Below are 17,907 nucleotides of genomic sequence, written 5' to 3' on the forward strand. Positions count from 1 at the left end.
CTATTTTGTTTGAATTGAAAAAATTTGTTGTTCTTCTATAAATCCGGTTAATCTATCATTTACTGCAACCTTGCCTACTCCGGCCGGTGTTCCTGTAAAAATAATATCCCCTATTTTTAAAGTAAAAAATTGGGAAATATAAGCGATTAGCTCATCAATTTTCCAAAGCATTAATGCTGTATTCCCTTTTTGTACGGTTTCCCCGTTCTTTTCTAAACTAAAGTTAAGCATATTTATATCGGCTATCGAATCTTTAGTCAACCATTTTTCTCCTACAACCGCAGCCCCATCAAATGCTTTTGCCTTTTCCCAGGGCAAACCTTTTTCCTTTAATTTCTGCTGAAGATCCCTGGCGGTAAAATCTATACCAAGTCCAACTTCATCATAATATTTATGCGCAAATTTTTCCTGAATATGTTTTCCTACTCTTTTAATTTTTACCAAAACTTCTACTTCGTAGTGTACTTCTTCAGAAAAATCTGGTATAAAAAAGGGCTGTTTTTTTAATAAAATGGAAGTATCGGGCTTTAAAAAAATTACCGGTGCTTCGGGTTTTTCATTTTTCAATTCAGAAATATGATCGGTATAATTTCTACCTATACAAATTATCTTCATGCTTCAATAATTAATCGGTTAGTTTAATTTTAAAAGCAGGAGCAGGAATCTCCCCTTTAAAAACAGAATGAGAATTATCTAAATTATTCATTTTTTTCCAACCATTAATATCCTTAAAGAAAGATTTGAAATCTTCACCTCCTTCTTCCAACACCCCTTTAAATACGGGTAAATATTTAACTACCTTATAATCTTTATAGTGAAGTGTATCTGTTTCCCGATATACCCGATAATCTTTCTTTTCAATATACTTATTTTCTTCAATAAATAGATGCTCTACAGCTACGAAAAAACCTTCTTTAGGTATTGAAATCTTATATTTAAGCAAAGGAATTTTTGCCTTAGCCCTATGGTCTTCTCGTTCTATAATTAAGTCTTCGGTTAACAAGTCTCCTGAAGGCTTTCCATCTTCTCCTACATTTAATATTCTTAACCTGAATTTAGACTTTCTATTCATTTTTATATCGGTAGAAAAAAATCTAACCTCTATCTCTTCTATAAAACAAGCTGCAGTAAACTTTTTAGGCCTGGCATAATAACGTGCCACCATACTTGGAAACTGCCCGCCACTAAAGTTGCCCAGCCCAATGCTTTCTTTTCCACGAAAATCATTAATCTTTTTAGAATTCTCCCCGGTAATATTGTATAAATATACTGTTTCAAGATCATCAACGCCCGGTTGCAACTTTACCACCCTGCTATCCAGATCAGACAGTTTTAATTTTCTGGTTTCAAACCCTACATAACTAAATTTAAGGCTAGCAGAAGAATCAACACCTTTAAAGACAAAAGCAAACCTCCCCTGAGCATCTGTAGAAATACCTTTATGCTGCTCCTCTAAAACAACATTCACATAAGGCAAACCTTTTAAAGAAACGGCATCTACCACCTGGCCCACCACATGGTTTTGCTGAGCACTTAAAAAATTACAGCAAAGCAGAAGCAATACGATAAAAGTTTGCTTCATTTTTTATTAAGACAATTTATTATTTAGCTTTCTTAGTTTTATAGCAGTAAGTACCTTTTTTGTGTACAAAGGAAAGTCGGCATTTTGAATCCAACCATAATAACCCGGTTCGTCTTCCAATACCTTTTCTACATTTTGCCCTTTAAATTTACCAAAGGCAAAAATCTCTTCTCCTTTTTTATTGAAAGCTATAAAGCCGGCAAAATCGGCAAAACGTTTTCTGGCAGAATAATCGGCCAAATACTTCATATCGTTTTGTAAGTCGTCGTAACGATCTAACTGCGATTTTAAAACTTCATAAGTAGCAGTGGTATCGGCTTCAGCACTGTGGGCATCTATTAAATCTTTTCCGCAGTAAAACTGATAAGCAGCCGCCAGTGTTCTTTGTTCTTTTTTATGAAAAATGGTTTGCACATCTACTGCTACAACATTTTTCATTTCAAAATCTACGCCGGCACGTAAAAGTTCCTCTACCAATAAGGGAATATCAAATCTATTTGAATTATACCCGGCCAGGTCACAGCCTTTTATCATTTCGTGAACCTGGGAAGAAAGTTCTTTAAAAGTTGGCTCATTGGCTACTTTTTCATCTGAAATACCATGAATGGCCACCACTTCTTTTGGGATTTTCATTTCGGGGTTTACCAACCAGGTTTTACTTTCCTTATTTCCGTTAGGAAAAACTTTAAGAATGGCAATCTCTACAATACGATCTTTAGCCACATTTGTTCCGGTAGTTTCCAAATCAAAAAAACAAATGGGTTTGGTTAGGTTTAATTCCATAGAATGGGCTTGGTTTTGGGGGTAAAGATACTATAATTTATGAGCTTTACTTTTTAAGAAGTTCCTAATTTACCTCCTTTTCAACAAAAACAAAACTCATTTTTAATCTTTGAATTTATATAAAAACTGAGGATGCTTAAATATTTGGCTTAGGTTAGCAAACAGAGTCACGTAATTACCGAATAAAGACTTAAAAGAATTACTTGAAAAATCTCGTAATAATAATAGTAGCATTGAAATTACAGGCTTATTAATTTACTTCCAGGGAATTTTTATCTATATTTTGAAGGAAAAGAAAAACAGGTAGATAGCTTGTATAGTAAAATAGCAAGAGACAAACGCCACAAAAATGTCATTGAAATAGACTCTGGATTTAGTGAGAAACGGACTTTTTCTAACTGGCCTATGACTTTTAAAAGTTACAGAAAAATGAAGCTTTTACAATTCTAGGCTATAGAGATTTGGAGACCGACCATTTTTTTAAGAATAGCAAACTACCTCGGGGCAAGTCCACGAGACATTCGTTGGAAACAAATTTTTAATTTCGAAGCAAGCCTCGGGGTATTCCCCCCTTTGGCGGTGCCAATAAAAACCGAGATGAACAACCTGCGCTAAATTTATTAAAGAATTTTGTAAAAATCTTTAAGCGAAGAAAACTGTAAACTAAAAATCCTCAGGCTGAACCTATTTCAACCTGAGGATTTTCTCCTTAATCACTTAGAAAACTTTAATACAAGTCTGCCAGTTATTATATCTCACGGTTTTTATCAAATCCTTCCAGATACTGAGCCACGCGTTGCACGAACTGGCCACCAAGTGCCCCGTTTACAACCCTATGATCGTAGCTATGCGATAAAAACATTTTATAACGAATTCCAATAAAATCGCCTTCCGGAGTTTCTATCACAGCCGGCACTTTTCTAATAGCGCCCAACGCAAGAATACCAACTTGTGGTTGGTTAATTATAGGTGTTCCCATAATACTACCAAATGTTCCTACATTGGTTACCGTATAAGTCCCCCCCTGAATATCGTCTGGCTTTAATTTATTTTGTCTCGCACGGTTTGCCAAATCATTAACCTTCTTAGCAAGCCCTACAAGGTTAAGCTGATCGGCATTTTTAATTACCGGTACAATTAAGTTGCCATCTGGAAGGGCTGCTGCCATTCCCAGGTTTATATTTTTCTTCTTAATGATTTTATCACCATCAACCGAAATATTAATCAGCGGGAAATCGCGAATAGCCTTCGCCACGGCTTCCATAAAAATTGGGGTGAAGGTAAGTTTTTCGCCTTCTTTTTTCTGAAAATCGTTTTTGTGTTTATTTCTCCAGTTCCAGATATTGGTAACATCTACTTCTATAAAAGATTGAACATGTGCCGAAGTTTGAACGCTATCTACCATATGGTGGGAAATCATTTTACCCATACGGCTCATTTCTATAATCTCGTCTTCACCCGAACGAACCACCTTTTCCGACTCGGCGGTAGCACTGGCCATTTTTGAAGTATCTGCCGCCGGTGCTTGTTTTGCTGTAGGCTTTTGCTGAGTTGAAGTACCTTCCTGCCTGTTTTCAACGTAAGCAAGAATATCGTCTTTAGTCACCCGATTATCTTTACCGGTTCCCTCTACTGTTTCCAGCTCCTCAAGACTAATACCCTCTTCTTTGGCAATATTCTTCACTAGCGGAGAGTAAAACCTGGAAGATTCAGAAAAATCATTACTTCCTGCGGTTTCTTTTGCAGCTTCTACACTTTCAGCAACTTCTTCAGCATATTCACTTTCTTCTTCATCTTCAAGGTCAAGATCTATCTCATCATCATCGCTACCTGACGGAACTTCCCCCTCAGTTTCAATAATAGCTATAGTTTGACCTACCTGCACTACATCGTCGGCTTCAAAAAGTTTCTCCACCAAAGTACCTTCTACTTCACTAGGGACTTCACTATCTACTTTATCGGTTGCAATCTCCAATACAGGTTCGTCGGCATCAATAGCATCTCCTACCTCTTTTAACCAGTTGGTAATAGTTGCTTCGGCGACACTTTCGCCCATTTTTGGTAGCTTAAGTTCAAACTTTGCCATATCTTTATCAGAAAGCTTATTTTAAGGTTTATATTTGCGAATTTAATGAAATTTCAAGTTTAAAAGTATTAAAAAATCAATAAAATAAATTTTCATTCTATATTCCGTGTTCTAGAAACAAGATCCGCTTCTGGGTAAAATTACAATTTCAAAAGCTGAAACTAAATTTTTCAGTACAAATATTATCGATTAAGTGGAAGTTTTCGAGGATCCTGTCGCGTGTCAAAAACATTAAGAATCCTAATAAGAGCTTCATTCGGAACACTATAAAAATAGATTTATGCTTTGTTACCACACATTTATAAAAACTCTTTTCTTTTGAAAGTGCAGGAAAATGATAAGGATTTAATTAGCTCTATCGAATGCTTTAAGGTATTAAAGAAATTTTCATCAATTGTTTTGCTACAATTATTTTCAATATAATCAAGAATATTGTCTAGCTTTTTTATTACTGAAATAGCCCAAACAACTTCCCTTTTAGAAGCCATATTTAACTTTTACTCGTTTTGCAACTTCCTTATGAAAAACTCCTGCTACCCTAATTAAACTTTTTTCAGCATTTTAAATTCTTTCTTTTGCCAATCAGATATTAAATTTCACCCTTCAAGGTGATAATCGATTTGCGGTTGCTCAATACTTTAGGTTGATAAAAATATCAATCAACTCCTGAATTCAAAGCAATTGAACTTCATCAAGCTCCTCTAATTTTTCAATAATCGCTTTTTTAATGCTGAAATTTCCATCTGTTTATTTTTTAGCGCGAAGCTCACTTAAAGATATCAATTTTTGGTAGAATTTTCAAAAGGAACCCTGTTGGTAATACTTCTCCCTAAAGTAACCTCATCTGCATACTCTAGTTCGTCTCCCACTGAAATTCCGCGGGCTATAGTAGAAGTTCTTAGCTCTGTACCTTCCAATTGTCTGTAAATATAAAAATTGGTGGTATCACCTTCCAGGGTGCTGCTAAGCGCAAAAATTAGCTCTTCTACTTTCCCGGCCTGCACTTTTTCAATTAATGGCTTAATACTTAATTGTGAGGGGCCAATCCCGTCCATCGGACTTATCTTACCTCCCAGAACGTGGTAATGCCCCCGGTATTGATTGGTATTTTCAATAGCCATTACATCGCGAATATCTTCTACCACACAAATAATTTCTGAATTCCTGGCAGGATTGGCGCAAATAGCGCATAAATCTGTATCACTAATATTGTAACAGTTTTTACAAAGTTTTATCCCAGACCTAAGCCCGGTAAGGGCCTCTGTAAGTTGCTTGGTTTGCGACTCGGGTTGCTTAAGCAAGTGTAATACCAACCTTAAGGCAGTACGCTTACCAATACCCGGTAGCTGAGACATTTCATCTACCGCCTGTTCCAATAATTTCGAAGAAAAATCCATATTGCGAATTTATGACTTTTACGCGATATTAAAGATGTAAATGCCGAGGCTTAGCCTAATTGTAATGATATTTTTTTGCTTTCGCCGCTTTAAGCAGCATCTTGAAGGGAGCTAAAGTTCCATTTTAAGGAAGTAGGTAAAAGTTTATGCTTAATTTGTAAATTCGTCCCTTTCTAAAATCACAAGCTATGCAGCCTTACCAGATTTTAATTTTAATAGCCGTTTATTTCGGACTTTTGTTTTTGGTCTCTTTCTTTTCGAGTAGAGCCGGTAGTAATGCCGAATTTTTCAGGGCCAACAGGCAGTCTCCCTGGTATATTGTAGCTTTTGGAATGATTGGTGCCTCGCTTAGCGGGGTTACTTTTATCTCTCTTCCCGGTACGGTTGCAACCGATAGTTTTAGTTATTTTCAAGTGGTTTTAGGTTATACTGTAGGGTATGCGGTAATTGGCCTTGTGTTACTACCGTTATACTATAGATTAAACCTTACCTCTATTTACTCCTACCTGGAATCTCGTTTTGGAAAATACTCCTATAAAACCGGGGCCTCATTTTTTTTATTATCCAGGATTGTAGGCTCTAGCTTTAGACTATTTCTGGTAGCCAACGTTTTACAACTTATCCTTTTTGATGAACTGGGGGTGCCTTATTACGTAACTGTATCGGCAACCATATTACTTATTTGGTTATACACTTTTAGAAGCGGGATTAAAACGGTAGTCTGGACAGATACCCTACAAACATTTTTTATGCTGTTGTCCCTTGGTGCAACTTTAATTGTGGTTTCAGATGAATTAGGAATTACAGCAGGCAACATGATTAATCACCTTTCGGAAAGTGGCCTCACAAAAATCTTCTTTTTTGAAGATTGGAAAAGTAGCGACCATTTTGTAAAACAATTTTTTAGTGGAGCTTTTATTGCAATTGTAATGACCGGACTGGACCAGGATATGATGCAAAAAAACCTTACCTGTCGTAACCTGAAAGAAGCCCAAAAAAACATGTTCTCTTTCACCCTGGTGCTTACCATAGTGAATATGATGTTTCTTATTTTAGGAGTGCTTCTTAGTCAATACGCCGATTTAAGTGGAATAGACGCCATTAAAGATGAACTTTTCCCGGCCATAGCTACAGGCGGCGAACTGGGAATTGGTGTCGCCATTCTTTTTATCCTTGGCTTAATTGCTGCAGCTTATTCCAGTGCCGATGGCACTTTAACCGCGCTTACCACCTCATTTAGTATCGATATTCTAAATATTGAAAAACGCTATGAAGAGGCTAAACAAATGAAGATAAGAAAGCAAATTCATATTGTAATCTCACTGTTATTTATCGGCGTTATGTTAATTTTTAAATACGCCATAGCCGATAAAAGTGTGATCAATAAACTATTTGAATTTGCGGGTTACACCTACGGGCCACTACTTGGCCTATACACGCTTGGCCTTTTCACTTCCATAAAAGTAAAAGATAAGCTTGTTCCGATAGTAGCTATAGTAGCTCCGGTTTTATCTTATATAATCAGTATAAACAGTCTGGTTTGGTTTGGCTTTGAATTTGGTTTCTTTATTCTAATTCTAAATGGATTTCTCACTTTATTAGGATTAATATTGATTCGTTCCAAGCATAATTAAAGTACAGGCAACTTCAAACTCAATATTATTATCTCTTAGAATATCGTAAAACTCAGGGTTTTCGGTTCCGGGATTAAAAATCACTCTATTAGGCTGTAAAGAAACAATATAATCGTAATATTCCTTCTGCCTGGGAGGGCCTAGATAAAGTGTAACCGTGTCTATGTCCCGAAACATAATTTTTTCGGTTTCAATTTTCACCCCTTCTACTTCTCCTTTTCTCAAGCCCAAAGCTACTGACGGCTGGTTATATTTAACCAAGCGCTTAATCGCGATATTAGAATATCGTGCCGAATTTAAAGAAGCTCCCAAAACCAATGTTTTCTTTTGCATATCACAAACTTAAGATTTAGACCTAAGTGTAACAAAAATACTTGGTACGAGTCTTTTATTTAGAGAGGCTTGTTGGAATATAGATGTGATGGTTAGTAAACCGGCAAGCTTTTGATAGGCTGTCTGTAAGTTTTAGTTTGTTATTCCGGAAAAACAATCTTTAAAAACATGCAGATGGCCCTTTTTCAAAAAAATATTTAAAAAAAGTGTAACATTTCATTTTTCACCTCGTCTTTTATAGTAGAAGAAAGATCGAAATTTTGGAAGCTCAGGCTTATGTATTATGCAATACAAAGTATAAGGCATAACAAAACAAACGGGGTCATTCATCAATCTAACATGGTAAGTTTCACTCATCAACAACCCGAAAATTACCAAAATAAATATTCATCTATTATGTATTACAAGGAATTATTCTAAACACACTAACCATCAAAATCAATCAAAAAATGAAACAGTTATTTTTAATTTTAACATTATGTATTAGCGGTTTAACCGCAATGGCCAATGAACCCATGGGAAAAATCTCAGGTTTAGTGCTGGATAATGATCTCAAAGAGCCCATCCCTTACGCAACTATTAGTATTACAGACAAAGAAGGAAACCTGGTATCGGGAAATACTTCTGCTGCCGATGGAACCTTCAGCATAGAAAAAATCCCCAACGGCACCTATACTTTTTCAGTGCAGTTTATGGGCTATAAAACATTTTCTAAAGAAATTAAGGTTACCAAAGACCAGAAGACCTACAACTTTGGCAATATAGCTTTAGAACCAGACGTAGCTATGTTGGAAGGTGTAACCGTAGTTGCAGAGCGCACCACCATAGAACAACGAATAGACCGAAAAGTAATTAATGTTGGGAAAGATCTCACCACAACCGGGGCCAGTGCTTCCGAGATTATGAACAATGTACCTTCGGTGAATGTAGACCAGGACGGAAATATAGCACTTCGCGGAAATTCAAATGTGCGTATCCTAATAGATGGAAAACCCACCAATATGGATCCGGCCCAATTATTAAAACAAATCCCTTCAACCTCTATTAAAACTATAGAGTTAATTACCAACCCTTCTGCCAAATATAACCCGGAAGGAATGAGTGGAATTATCAATATTGTACTTCACAAAAATGCAAAAGATGGTTTTAACGGAAATTTAAATACGGGCGTGACTATTGGTGAAAATACCAGGTATAACGGTTCTTTAGATTTAAACTATAGAAAAGGTAAACTAAATTTCTACGGAAATTTCGGAACACAGTTTGGAGACCGGGAAAACATGGGAAGAATAAACTTTACCGAAGATAATTATCGCCAGGCTTTTGACATCCTTAACTCCCGAGAATCTTATTTATATAAAGTTGGCGTAGATTTTTATATAAACGAAAAAAACACTTTTTCCTTCTATACCAATCAGAATCATTATAACGGCGGCCCACAGGGAGCCTTGCGAATTATTTACCCCAACAATCCACAAAGCAATTTAGCGCAAAACCTGGACTCTAATTACGATAATATTAATAGCACCTATAATTTTGCTTACGACCGGAAATTTGAAAAAGAGGGACATAAAATCCTGTTTGAATTAGACTACAACACCTTTGATGAAGATGAAAATTCTATTTTTAACTTTGAAGGGGATACCGAAGGCTTTACAGATTATCGTGACCATGTAAAAGAAACAAGGGAAAATTTTATCGCAAATATAGATTATGAAAATCCGCTTTCTGAAAATAGTAAATTAGAAATAGGCGCTGAAGCCCGTCTATTAGATACCGATAACGACTACACTACCAACAGTAGTTTATTTACCCCTGCAACTTATCAATATAAAAGGGATATTTACTCTTTTTACACAACCTATGGCCAAAATTTCGAAAAATGGTCTTATCAGATCGGTGCCAGGTTAGAAAACTTTAGTGTAGACGCAATTTATAATGGCGAACAGGTTTTTACAGACGATTACTTTAATATTTACCCCAGCGGATTTCTAAATTATACACCAAGTGAAACTAATTCCTATCAATTAAGCTATAGCCGAAGGGTAGATCGTCCGGGTTTTGGCCAGGTAAGCCCTATTCGCGAAATAAGTACACCAAGGCTAACTGTATCCGGAAATCCTGAATTAGATCCACAATTCACCAATTCCCTCGAATTTAATTATACCCGAAAATTCACTAAAAAAGGAAGTTTAACTACCGGAGTGTTCTTTAGAAATATTAACGATGAAATTAGCCAGGTCTTTATAGAAGATCCAACTGAAGAAGGCTCACTATTATTACAGTTTGAAAATTTTAAAGACAATAATGCCTATGGCCTTGAGCTTGGACTTAATTATAAATTTACCGATTGGTGGAGCACCAATACAAATTTTGAACTCTATAGCCAACAATTAAAAGGCGTTGTAGGCACCGATTACCTCGAAACCGATAACACTGCATGGACATTTAGATCTAACCATAGTTTTAAAGCCACCGAAAAATTAACTTTTCAATTATTTGGCTTCTATAGAAGCAAGGCCAAAAATCTACAAATGGATATGGATCCCATGTATTTTATAAATCTGGGAGGACGGTATTCTTTACTAAATGGTAAAGCCACACTTAGCCTGAATTTTAACGATGTTTTTAATACACAGGAATTTAGTTTTATCAACGGTCGCCCCTTACCACAAACAGGAAGGTTTAAGGGCGAAACCCAAAATGTATATGTAGGCTTTTCTTACCGCTTTGGCGGAGGAAAAAACCAGGCATTAAAAAGAAAGCAAAGAGACGACAACGAAGCAGATGGTGGTGGAATGTTTTAAGAATTCAGATAGTTTGTTTTTTTGTTTTAATTAGCCAAAAAAAACCCGGTAGCAACTACCGGGTTTTTTACTTGTTTCTTCTTGTCCAAACTTTGAGCTAAAGCAACTATCTCATCAATAAAACAAAGTATTTAGGTAAGGCAATATTTAAACCTCTACAGCATACATTTTATCGCGTTGCTCCTTAATCTTCTTATCACTCATATATTCATCAAACGTGGTGTAACGGTCTATAGCCCCTCCCGGTGTTAATTCAATTACACGGTTAGCCACTGTTTGTGCAAATTCGTGATCGTGCGTAGTAAACAAAACAGTTCCTTTAAAATTCTTTAAAGAATTATTAAAAGCAGTAATAGACTCTAAATCAAGGTGGTTTGTAGGCTCATCCAGCATAACAACGTTAGCTCTCATCATCATCATTCGGCTTAACATACAACGTACTTTTTCTCCTCCTGAAAGCACCTTAGAAGTTTTTAAAGCTTCTTCGCCACTAAACAACATTTTCCCCAAAAAACCTCTAATATAAACCTCTTCCCTTTCTTCTTCTGTCTTAGCCCATTGTCTAAGCCAATCTACCAGGGTAAGGTCGTTATCAAAAAACGCCGAGTTATCTAATGGAAGATACGACTGTGAAGTAGTAACACCCCAGGAATATTTACCGGATACCGGTTCCTGCTTTCCATTTATAATTTCATAAAAGGCAGTAGTTGCTCTTGAATCTCTAGAATAAACCACCACTTTATCTCCTTTTGCAAGGTTGATATTTACATTTTTAAAAAGTGTTTCCCCCTCAATAGAAGCTTCAAGTTTTTCTACATTAAGAATCTGATCTCCCGCCTCGCGTTCTCGTTCAAAAATAATTGCAGGATATCTTCTACTTGAAGGCCTTATATCCTCAATATTTAATTTATCAATCATCTTTTTACGGGAAGTAGCCTGCTTAGATTTAGCTACGTTAGCGCTAAAACGCTGTATAAATTCCTGTAATTCTTTCTTTTTCTCTTCCGCTTTTTTATTCTGCTGTGCTCTTTGTCTGGCTGCTAATTGTGAAGATTCGTACCAAAAAGTATAGTTTCCGCTATAATGATTTATTTTTCCGAAATCAATATCTGAAATATGCGTACAAACAGCATCCAGGAAGTGACGGTCGTGAGATACCACAATTACCGTATTATCGTAATTAGCTAAAAAATGCTCCAGCCACGAGATGGTTTCATAATCCAAATCGTTGGTAGGTTCATCCATAATCAGCACATCTGGATTTCCAAAAAGTGCCTGAGCCAAAAGCACCCTTACCTTCTGGGTTCCGTCAAGATCTTTCATTAAGGTAGCGTGGTATTGTTCCTTAATACCCAGGTTAGAAAGCAAGGAAGCGGCATCACTTTCGGCATTCCAACCATTCATTTCTTCAAATTCTACCTGCAATACTCCTACTCTTTCTCCATCGGCATCGCTAAAATCTTCTTTCATATAGATTTCATCCATCTCCTTTTTTATCCTGGCCAAAGGTTGGTTCCCTAAAATCACCGTTTCCAGTACCGGAGTATCATCATACAGGTTATGGTTTTGCTCCAGTACAGACATTCTTTTGCCCGGCTCCAGGCTCACATGACCAGAAGTTGGCTCGGTTTTACCAGAGAGTATATTTAAAAAAGTAGACTTTCCGGCGCCATTGGCTCCAATAATTCCATAGCAATTACCCTGAGTAAAAGTGGTGTTCACTTCATCAAACAAAACACGCTTGCCAAATTGAACCGAAAGATTTGATACTGAAAGCATAAAATTATAATTTGAAAATTTTTGCAAAAATAGCCAATCCCAAAGACTTATCTAAAGATTAACGTTTTTATTATTCTTTTAACTCCCGATTAACATTGGTAATGTATACCGCAAACTATATTTGTAGCTGCTACCAGGATTAGCGGCATCCCAAGTATTTAGCTCTTAACGATCTACATGAAATATTATTTACTTTTTTTTCTTATCGGAGTTATATTTTCTTTTGGTTGCAACAGTTCTAAAAAAGACCAAAAAGGAATTTTTATTGGAGGGCAAATTATGAACCCCAATAACCCTTATTTTGTTCTTTCTAAAGGCACTAAAACTATCGATACGCTTTTTTTGGATCAGAACAACCAATTTGGAAAAAAGCTAGAAAATTTAGAACCCGGAATATACAGTTTTACGCATCCGCCAGAAAACCAAATAATGTATTTGGAGCCCGGCGATAGTATTTTGGTTTGGCTAAACACTATGCAGTTTGATGAGTCCCTTAATTTTAGTGGGCCGGGATCTTCCAAAAGTAGTTTCCTTTTAGAAATGTTTCTAAGTAACGAGCAAAATAACGATATGATGCTCTCTTACTACAAAATTAATCCTACCAAATTTGCCGGCATCACAGACTCTATCAAGAAATCAAGAAGAAATAAATTAAATACTTTAAATGAAAAAGAGCAATTTTCTGAGGCCTTTAGAGAACTTGCCTATAATACTATAAATTACGACTTCTATCACTTAAGGGAACGCTATACTTTTTTGGTAAAAAAATACTACAACGAATTAGCGCAGCAAATTCCTGATGATTTTAATAGCTATCGAAAAGACCTAAATTTTAACAACAGCCAGCTCAAGGAATATTATGGCTATTTAAATTTTATAGAGGATCATTTAAGAACCCGGTCTATTGAGAATTGTCTGGATAATTTTGATACCAACTCTAATTGTTTTGAACTTCACTCTGTACCAAACATTCGCTATAGAATTAATCTCGCCGATTCTCTAATTGAAAAAGAAGAAATAAAAAGTATTTTTATAAATCGCCTGGCCATTCAAGGCATCACCTTTTCAGATAATGCCGAAAAAATTGATGGCATACTAAACATTCTTAAAGAAATTAAGTTTAATGGCGAAAAGTTACCCGAGCTACAGGAAATGGCAAAAATTCAAAAAAGATTATTACCGGGTAATAATATTGGAGAGTTACCTTTAATCAATTTTAAAGATGAAATGGTTCGGCTAAAAGACATTTCCAACAAACCCATTGTAACCTACCATTGGTCTCTAGACGTCCCCGAACATTACAAATGGCAGCACGATATAATTAGAAGCTTAAAAGAGAAGTACCCGGAACTTGAGTTTGTAGGAATAAATATTGACAAAGGTTCTAAGCAAGCCTGGAAAAATATAGTTAAGGCTTACAATATGGACCAGACCAGAGAATATAAACTAAGTACCATCGATATTGATATCAATTTACTTAAAAATTACCTTAACAAACTTATTTTCCTTGATTCCAGAGGCAACATAATTAATGGTAAAGCCCAGCTTAACACACCTAATTTTGAAAGGCAAATCCTGGAGTTTTTAAATAATTAAAAAAGCTATTTAGAGAGTTCTTTTCAACTTAGAACTCTCTAAATAGCCTTTCTTTTTAATTTCAATCAAGAAATTTTACTGATTTCCTTTCTTATAGTCGGCAAGGAATTTTTCCAATCCAATATCTGTAAGTGGGTGCTTTAGCAAACCTTCAATAGAAGAAAGCGGCCCTGTCATAACATCGGCACCTATTTTAGCACATTCCAATACGTGCATGGTGTGACGTACAGAAGCTGCAAGAATTTCAGTTTCAAAACCGTAGTTATCATAAATCAGCCTAATTTCAGCAATAAGGTTCAAACCATCTGTAGAGATATCATCTAACCTCCCTATAAATGGCGAAACATACGTAGCTCCGGCTTTAGCAGCCAATAAGGCCTGCCCGGCAGAAAATACCAAAGTACAATTGGTTTTAATCCCATTGTCACTAAAATATTTTATCGCCTTAATCCCTTCTTTAATCATAGGAACTTTTACAATAATCTGTTCATGCAATTCTGCAAGCTCCTCACCTTCTTTTACCATTCCTTCAAAATCGGTTGAGATCACTTCTGCACTTACATCTCCATCAACAATATCACAAATCTTTTTATAGTGTTTGTAGATATTATCCTTTCCGGTAATTCCTTCTTTCGCCATAAGAGACGGATTAGTTGTTACCCCGTCTAAAACGCCAAGTTCCTGAGCTTCCTTTATTTGGTCAAGATTGGCTGTATCAATAAAAAATTTCATAAGCTATAGTTGTTTGTTAATCTTGTGTTCGCAAAGTTATAATTTATAATGCTTTAGCAGCATTTTTTCATAGACTTTATCGGGTAGAATTCTTTTTAGACCCACCGAAAACTTTTGCAGGGCCTCACCAATTTTATAATGCCCACGAGGATTTTTTTCCTGAATAATTCTATGTATCGCTTTAGCCATTATAAAAGGATCTTTTCCGGCATCAACATCATCGTTCATTAACTTCAGAGTATTAGCATACGGCTCTTTATACGGAGAATCTTCTAAAACAGGAGCATGGTAACGACCCGCAGCAATATTAGTTGCAAAATCTCCGGGCGCCACATTTGTCATTTTTATATTAAAATCTTTAATCTCCATTCTAAAAGCCTCTGTAGTAAGCTCTAAAGCACCTTTTGATGCCGAATAAATGCCGCGATAAGGCAAGCCCATATAGCCTGCAATGGAAGTAATATTTATAATCAAGCCAGTATTTTGCTTTCTCATTTGAGGCAATACGGCTTTAATCACTTTTATAGGTCCAAAATAATTGGTTTCAAAAGCCCTGGCAATCTCATCATCGGGAGTTTCCTCTATAGGGCCTGTAATGCCAACTCCGGCATTATTAATAAGCACATCCAGCTTACCTTCTTTAGCTATTATTTGGCCTACTGCCGCAGTAATTGTTTCTTTTTTGGTAACATCTAAAGCAAGCATCGTAAAGGGAGGATTAGCTATTTTTGCCGGATTTCGGCTGGTACCATAAACCTTAAAATTATGTTTAGATAAGTATTCGCCTATAGATTTTCCAATCCCGGAAGAAGCTCCGGTTATAAGCACTACTTTTTGAGGAGATGCATTTGTTTTCATAGGCTGCAAAGATGCGATAAAATTTAGAACCTTCCAGAAACAAAAAATGGCAAGCTCCCCACATCACACCGCTACGACCGCTTACCCTTGCTGCGTTCCCGCCCTGGGGGATTCAGCAGGAGCTGGTTGTGTGGGACTTGCCGGTGCAAATATACAATCTTTCCTCCTTTTCACAAGTATTTTTTATAGTGAATTGAGTATTTTAGCAATGTATTTAATGCAAAAGATCCATGAATAAATTTAAGTTCCTGTGCCTGTTATTATTAGGTTTATTTATTTTTTCCTGCGGAAGCAATTCTGATAAGAAATCTTCTTATTTTAAACTAAAAACTGAAGAAAATAAGTCCGAATTTCAAGTTGGACAAACCATTCGTGGATCTATAGAAAACCTAAAAGATCGCCAAATAGACTCTATTCGATTGTTTTTTCAGCAGAAATATTTAAAAACCCTTATTAGCGAGACATCTTTTACCGTAGCCCTGGAAAATCCCAAGTTAGGCCGCCAAAAATTAGAAGCCATTGTTTTTTCTGAAGGAGAAACCGACACCATTAGTGACAACTTTAAAATTTTAAACAATCAGCCCCCCAAAGCATATACTTATAAAATTATAAATAAATACCCACACAATAAACAAGCCTATACCCAGGGCCTCGAATTCTACCAGGACACTTTATATGAAAGCACCGGACAATATGGAAGTTCTTCTTTAAGAAAGCTAAACCTGGAAACCGGCGAAGTTTTAAATAAAATCATCCTTGAAGACCGCTATTTTGGGGAGGGACTTACTATTTTAAACAACAAACTTTACCTGCTTACCTGGCGCGAAAAAGAAGGATTAATCTATAATCTTGATACTTTTAAGCAAACCGGGAGTTTCGCCTACAACCAAAGTAAAGAAGGTTGGGGCTTATGTAATGATGGGGAAAAGCTTTATAAAAGTGATGGTACCGAAAAAATTTGGATCCTGGACTCAGAAACACTTGCGGAAAAAGATTTTATTCAGCTAGCAACCAACACCAAAATTTATTCGAAATTCAATGAACTGGAATGGATTGAAGGAAAGATTTACGCCAATACATACCAATTTCCCAGTGTGACTATTATTAATCCTAAAAATGGAGCAATAGAAGGTGTGATAGATTTTAGAGGCCTTCGAGATGAATTAGGGAATTTGGAGAGCCTGGATCCCCAAAATCACGTTTTAAATGGAATTGCCTATAATCCCAACACCAAAAAGCTCTACGTAACAGGTAAAAATTGGGATACGCTTTTTGAAGTAGAAATAGTCGAAAAATAATGACGTCAACCCCAGAAATATTTGAGCAAAGTTTTTTGGTAGAAAAACGACATTTAGACGAGCAAAATCATGTTAACAATGTGCAGTATGTACAATGGGTACAGGATATAGCTAAAGCACATTGGGAAGCCAGAGCCAACCAGAAGCAAAATCTACAATATTTTTGGGTGGTAATAAAACACGAAATAAACTATAAAAAACAAGCTTTTTTAGGTAATGAGATCCTGATACAAACCTATGTAAGCGAGACTTCCCATGTAAAATCCATCAGGCACGTAATTATAAAAAATGCCGAAACAAAAAAAGTGCTGGTGGAAGCAAAAACCACCTGGGCACTTATGGACCAGGAAAAGAAGCGACCAACCAAAATTTCTGAAGAGTTAAAAAGAATTTTTCAGCAGTAAACTACCCCCTGAAAAACCAAGAACGGTATATACAATTCCCAAATAAGCATCAATCTCTTAGCTAGGAAGTATAGGCTTAATTCTACCACTGCTATTTTCTTAAAAATTCAAGAAACATTCCTAATTTTTGTTTAATATTTCAAAATAAAGATCAAACATTTATATCTTTAAAAAAAACTTAAGCTATGGAAACAGTAAAAATAGTACTTCAACTAATTGTTGGCCTGGGAATACTTAACGTATAGTATTACGGTTTAACAAAAAAACCAGCTATCGGGGTGCAGAGGCCTCTAATATGAAAGCCGAATTCAAAGCCTACGGATTACCAGAGGCGTTGGTTTATTTGGTGGGCTTTATAAAAATCACTTTAGCCTTAATGCTCCTGGCAGGAATTTGGTTTAAATCGCTAGTAAATCCTGCTGCCATTGGGATGGCGGGTATGATGCTTGGAGCTATTGTAATGCATTTAAAAATAAAGGATAATTTTAAGCAAATTATGCCAGCTTTGAGCCTTCTTATAATTTGCCTGGCAATTATTTGGCTGTAAAAAAGCCTATTTGAATATTCTTCAACCTTACTCCTGAAACAACTTCAGGATAACGGGAAAAAAGAGCATTC

General features: G+C 36.1%; 15 protein-coding genes, 1 other RNA gene and 1 pseudogene. 7 read left to right on the top strand and 10 right to left on the bottom strand.

Translation table 11 applies throughout. The features are described 5' to 3' along the window. The 3 genes from I6U50_RS07620 to I6U50_RS07630 are packed head-to-tail and all read right to left on the bottom strand — an operon-like array spanning position 1 to position 2,365. On the bottom strand, positions 1-615 hold the full coding sequence (locus I6U50_RS07620) for a fumarylacetoacetate hydrolase family protein (RefSeq protein WP_198638416.1): 615 nt from the start codon (positions 613-615) through the stop codon (positions 1-3). 10 nt (positions 616-625) lie between these two features. Beyond that, a complete protein-coding gene (locus I6U50_RS07625) occupies positions 626-1,582 on the bottom strand; it encodes a carboxypeptidase-like regulatory domain-containing protein (protein ID WP_198638417.1) in 957 nt (318 codons plus the stop codon). A 6-nt stretch (positions 1,583-1,588) separates the two neighbouring features. Next, the gene (locus I6U50_RS07630; RefSeq protein ID WP_193710967.1) at positions 1,589-2,365 is read right to left on the bottom strand and encodes a 3'-5' exonuclease; all 777 of its coding nucleotides are present in this window, start codon (positions 2,363-2,365) and stop codon (positions 1,589-1,591) included. Positions 2,366-2,555: 190 nt separating this feature from the next. Here I6U50_RS07630 and I6U50_RS16150 point away from each other — a divergent pair. After that, positions 2,556-2,815: pseudogene (locus I6U50_RS16150) on the top strand (BLUF domain-containing protein); the annotation flags it as partial. Positions 2,816-3,113: 298 nt separating this feature from the next. Here I6U50_RS16150 and I6U50_RS07645 read toward each other — a convergent pair. Next, positions 3,114-4,451 (bottom strand): dihydrolipoamide acetyltransferase family protein, encoded by a 1,338-nt coding sequence (locus I6U50_RS07645; RefSeq protein ID WP_198638418.1) that lies wholly within the window; start codon positions 4,449-4,451, stop codon positions 3,114-3,116. A 779-nt stretch (positions 4,452-5,230) separates the two neighbouring features. After that, complete coding sequence (gene recR, locus I6U50_RS07650; RefSeq protein ID WP_193710969.1) at positions 5,231-5,848, bottom strand: recombination mediator RecR; 618 nt, start codon at positions 5,846-5,848, stop codon at positions 5,231-5,233. Positions 5,849-6,036: 188 nt separating this feature from the next. Here recR and I6U50_RS07655 point away from each other — a divergent pair, with 188 nt between their 5' ends. Further along, positions 6,037-7,482, top strand: a complete 1,446-nt coding sequence (locus tag I6U50_RS07655; protein ID WP_198638419.1) for a sodium:solute symporter — start codon at positions 6,037-6,039, stop codon at positions 7,480-7,482. Here I6U50_RS07655 and I6U50_RS07660 read toward each other — a convergent pair. Then, a complete protein-coding gene (locus I6U50_RS07660) occupies positions 7,453-7,815 on the bottom strand; it encodes a CoA-binding protein (protein ID WP_198638420.1) in 363 nt (120 codons plus the stop codon). The genes I6U50_RS07655 and I6U50_RS07660 overlap by 30 nt on opposite strands. A 449-nt stretch (positions 7,816-8,264) precedes the next feature. On the opposite strand from I6U50_RS07660, the gene I6U50_RS07665 reads away from it, so the two are divergent. Continuing rightward, positions 8,265-10,622, top strand: a complete 2,358-nt coding sequence (locus I6U50_RS07665; protein WP_198638421.1) for a TonB-dependent receptor domain-containing protein — start codon at positions 8,265-8,267, stop codon at positions 10,620-10,622. Positions 10,623-10,769: 147 nt separating this feature from the next. On the opposite strand, the gene I6U50_RS07670 is transcribed toward I6U50_RS07665, so the two are convergent. After that, positions 10,770-12,401, bottom strand: a complete 1,632-nt coding sequence (locus I6U50_RS07670; RefSeq protein WP_198638422.1) for an ABC-F family ATP-binding cassette domain-containing protein — start codon at positions 12,399-12,401, stop codon at positions 10,770-10,772. 279 nt (positions 12,402-12,680) lie between these two features. Between I6U50_RS07670 and I6U50_RS07675 the strand changes: the two genes are divergently transcribed. After that, entirely contained in the window at positions 12,681-13,997 is a 1,317-nt protein-coding gene (locus I6U50_RS07675) for a TlpA family protein disulfide reductase (protein WP_232805899.1), read from the top strand. 75 nt (positions 13,998-14,072) lie between these two features. Here I6U50_RS07675 and fsa read toward each other — a convergent pair whose 3' ends face one another. The 3 genes from fsa to ffs form a co-directional block, all read right to left on the bottom strand. Continuing rightward, the gene (gene fsa, locus I6U50_RS07680; protein ID WP_198638423.1) at positions 14,073-14,729 is read right to left on the bottom strand and encodes a fructose-6-phosphate aldolase; all 657 of its coding nucleotides are present in this window, start codon (positions 14,727-14,729) and stop codon (positions 14,073-14,075) included. Between the two features lie 36 nt (positions 14,730-14,765). Beyond that, on the bottom strand, positions 14,766-15,587 hold the full coding sequence (locus I6U50_RS07685; protein ID WP_198638424.1) for an SDR family oxidoreductase: 822 nt from the start codon (positions 15,585-15,587) through the stop codon (positions 14,766-14,768). A 44-nt stretch (positions 15,588-15,631) separates the two neighbouring features. Further along, positions 15,632-15,730, bottom strand: an RNA gene (gene ffs / locus I6U50_RS07690) — signal recognition particle sRNA small type. A gap of 87 nt (positions 15,731-15,817) precedes the next feature. On the opposite strand from ffs, the gene I6U50_RS07695 reads away from it, so the two are divergent. The 3 genes from I6U50_RS07695 to I6U50_RS07705 all read left to right on the top strand — a co-directional run bounded on the left by I6U50_RS07695 (position 15,818) and on the right by I6U50_RS07705 (position 17,836). Continuing rightward, positions 15,818-16,885 carry a glutaminyl-peptide cyclotransferase gene (locus tag I6U50_RS07695; RefSeq protein ID WP_193710976.1) on the top strand — a complete coding sequence of 356 codons (1,068 nt, stop codon included), beginning with the start codon at positions 15,818-15,820 and terminating at the stop codon, positions 16,883-16,885. Further along, positions 16,885-17,289, top strand: a complete 405-nt coding sequence (locus tag I6U50_RS07700; protein WP_198629474.1) for an acyl-CoA thioesterase — start codon at positions 16,885-16,887, stop codon at positions 17,287-17,289. Before I6U50_RS07695 ends, I6U50_RS07700 begins: the two co-directional genes overlap by 1 nt. 295 nt (positions 17,290-17,584) lie before the next feature. Beyond that, a complete protein-coding gene (locus tag I6U50_RS07705) occupies positions 17,585-17,836 on the top strand; it encodes a DoxX family protein (RefSeq protein WP_198638425.1) in 252 nt (83 codons plus the stop codon). Positions 17,837-17,907: the final 71 nt, after the last annotated feature.

Origin of the sequence: Salegentibacter maritimus, assembly GCF_016236975.1 — a bacterium.
Classification (GTDB): Bacteria; Bacteroidota; Bacteroidia; order Flavobacteriales; family Flavobacteriaceae; genus Salegentibacter; species Salegentibacter maritimus.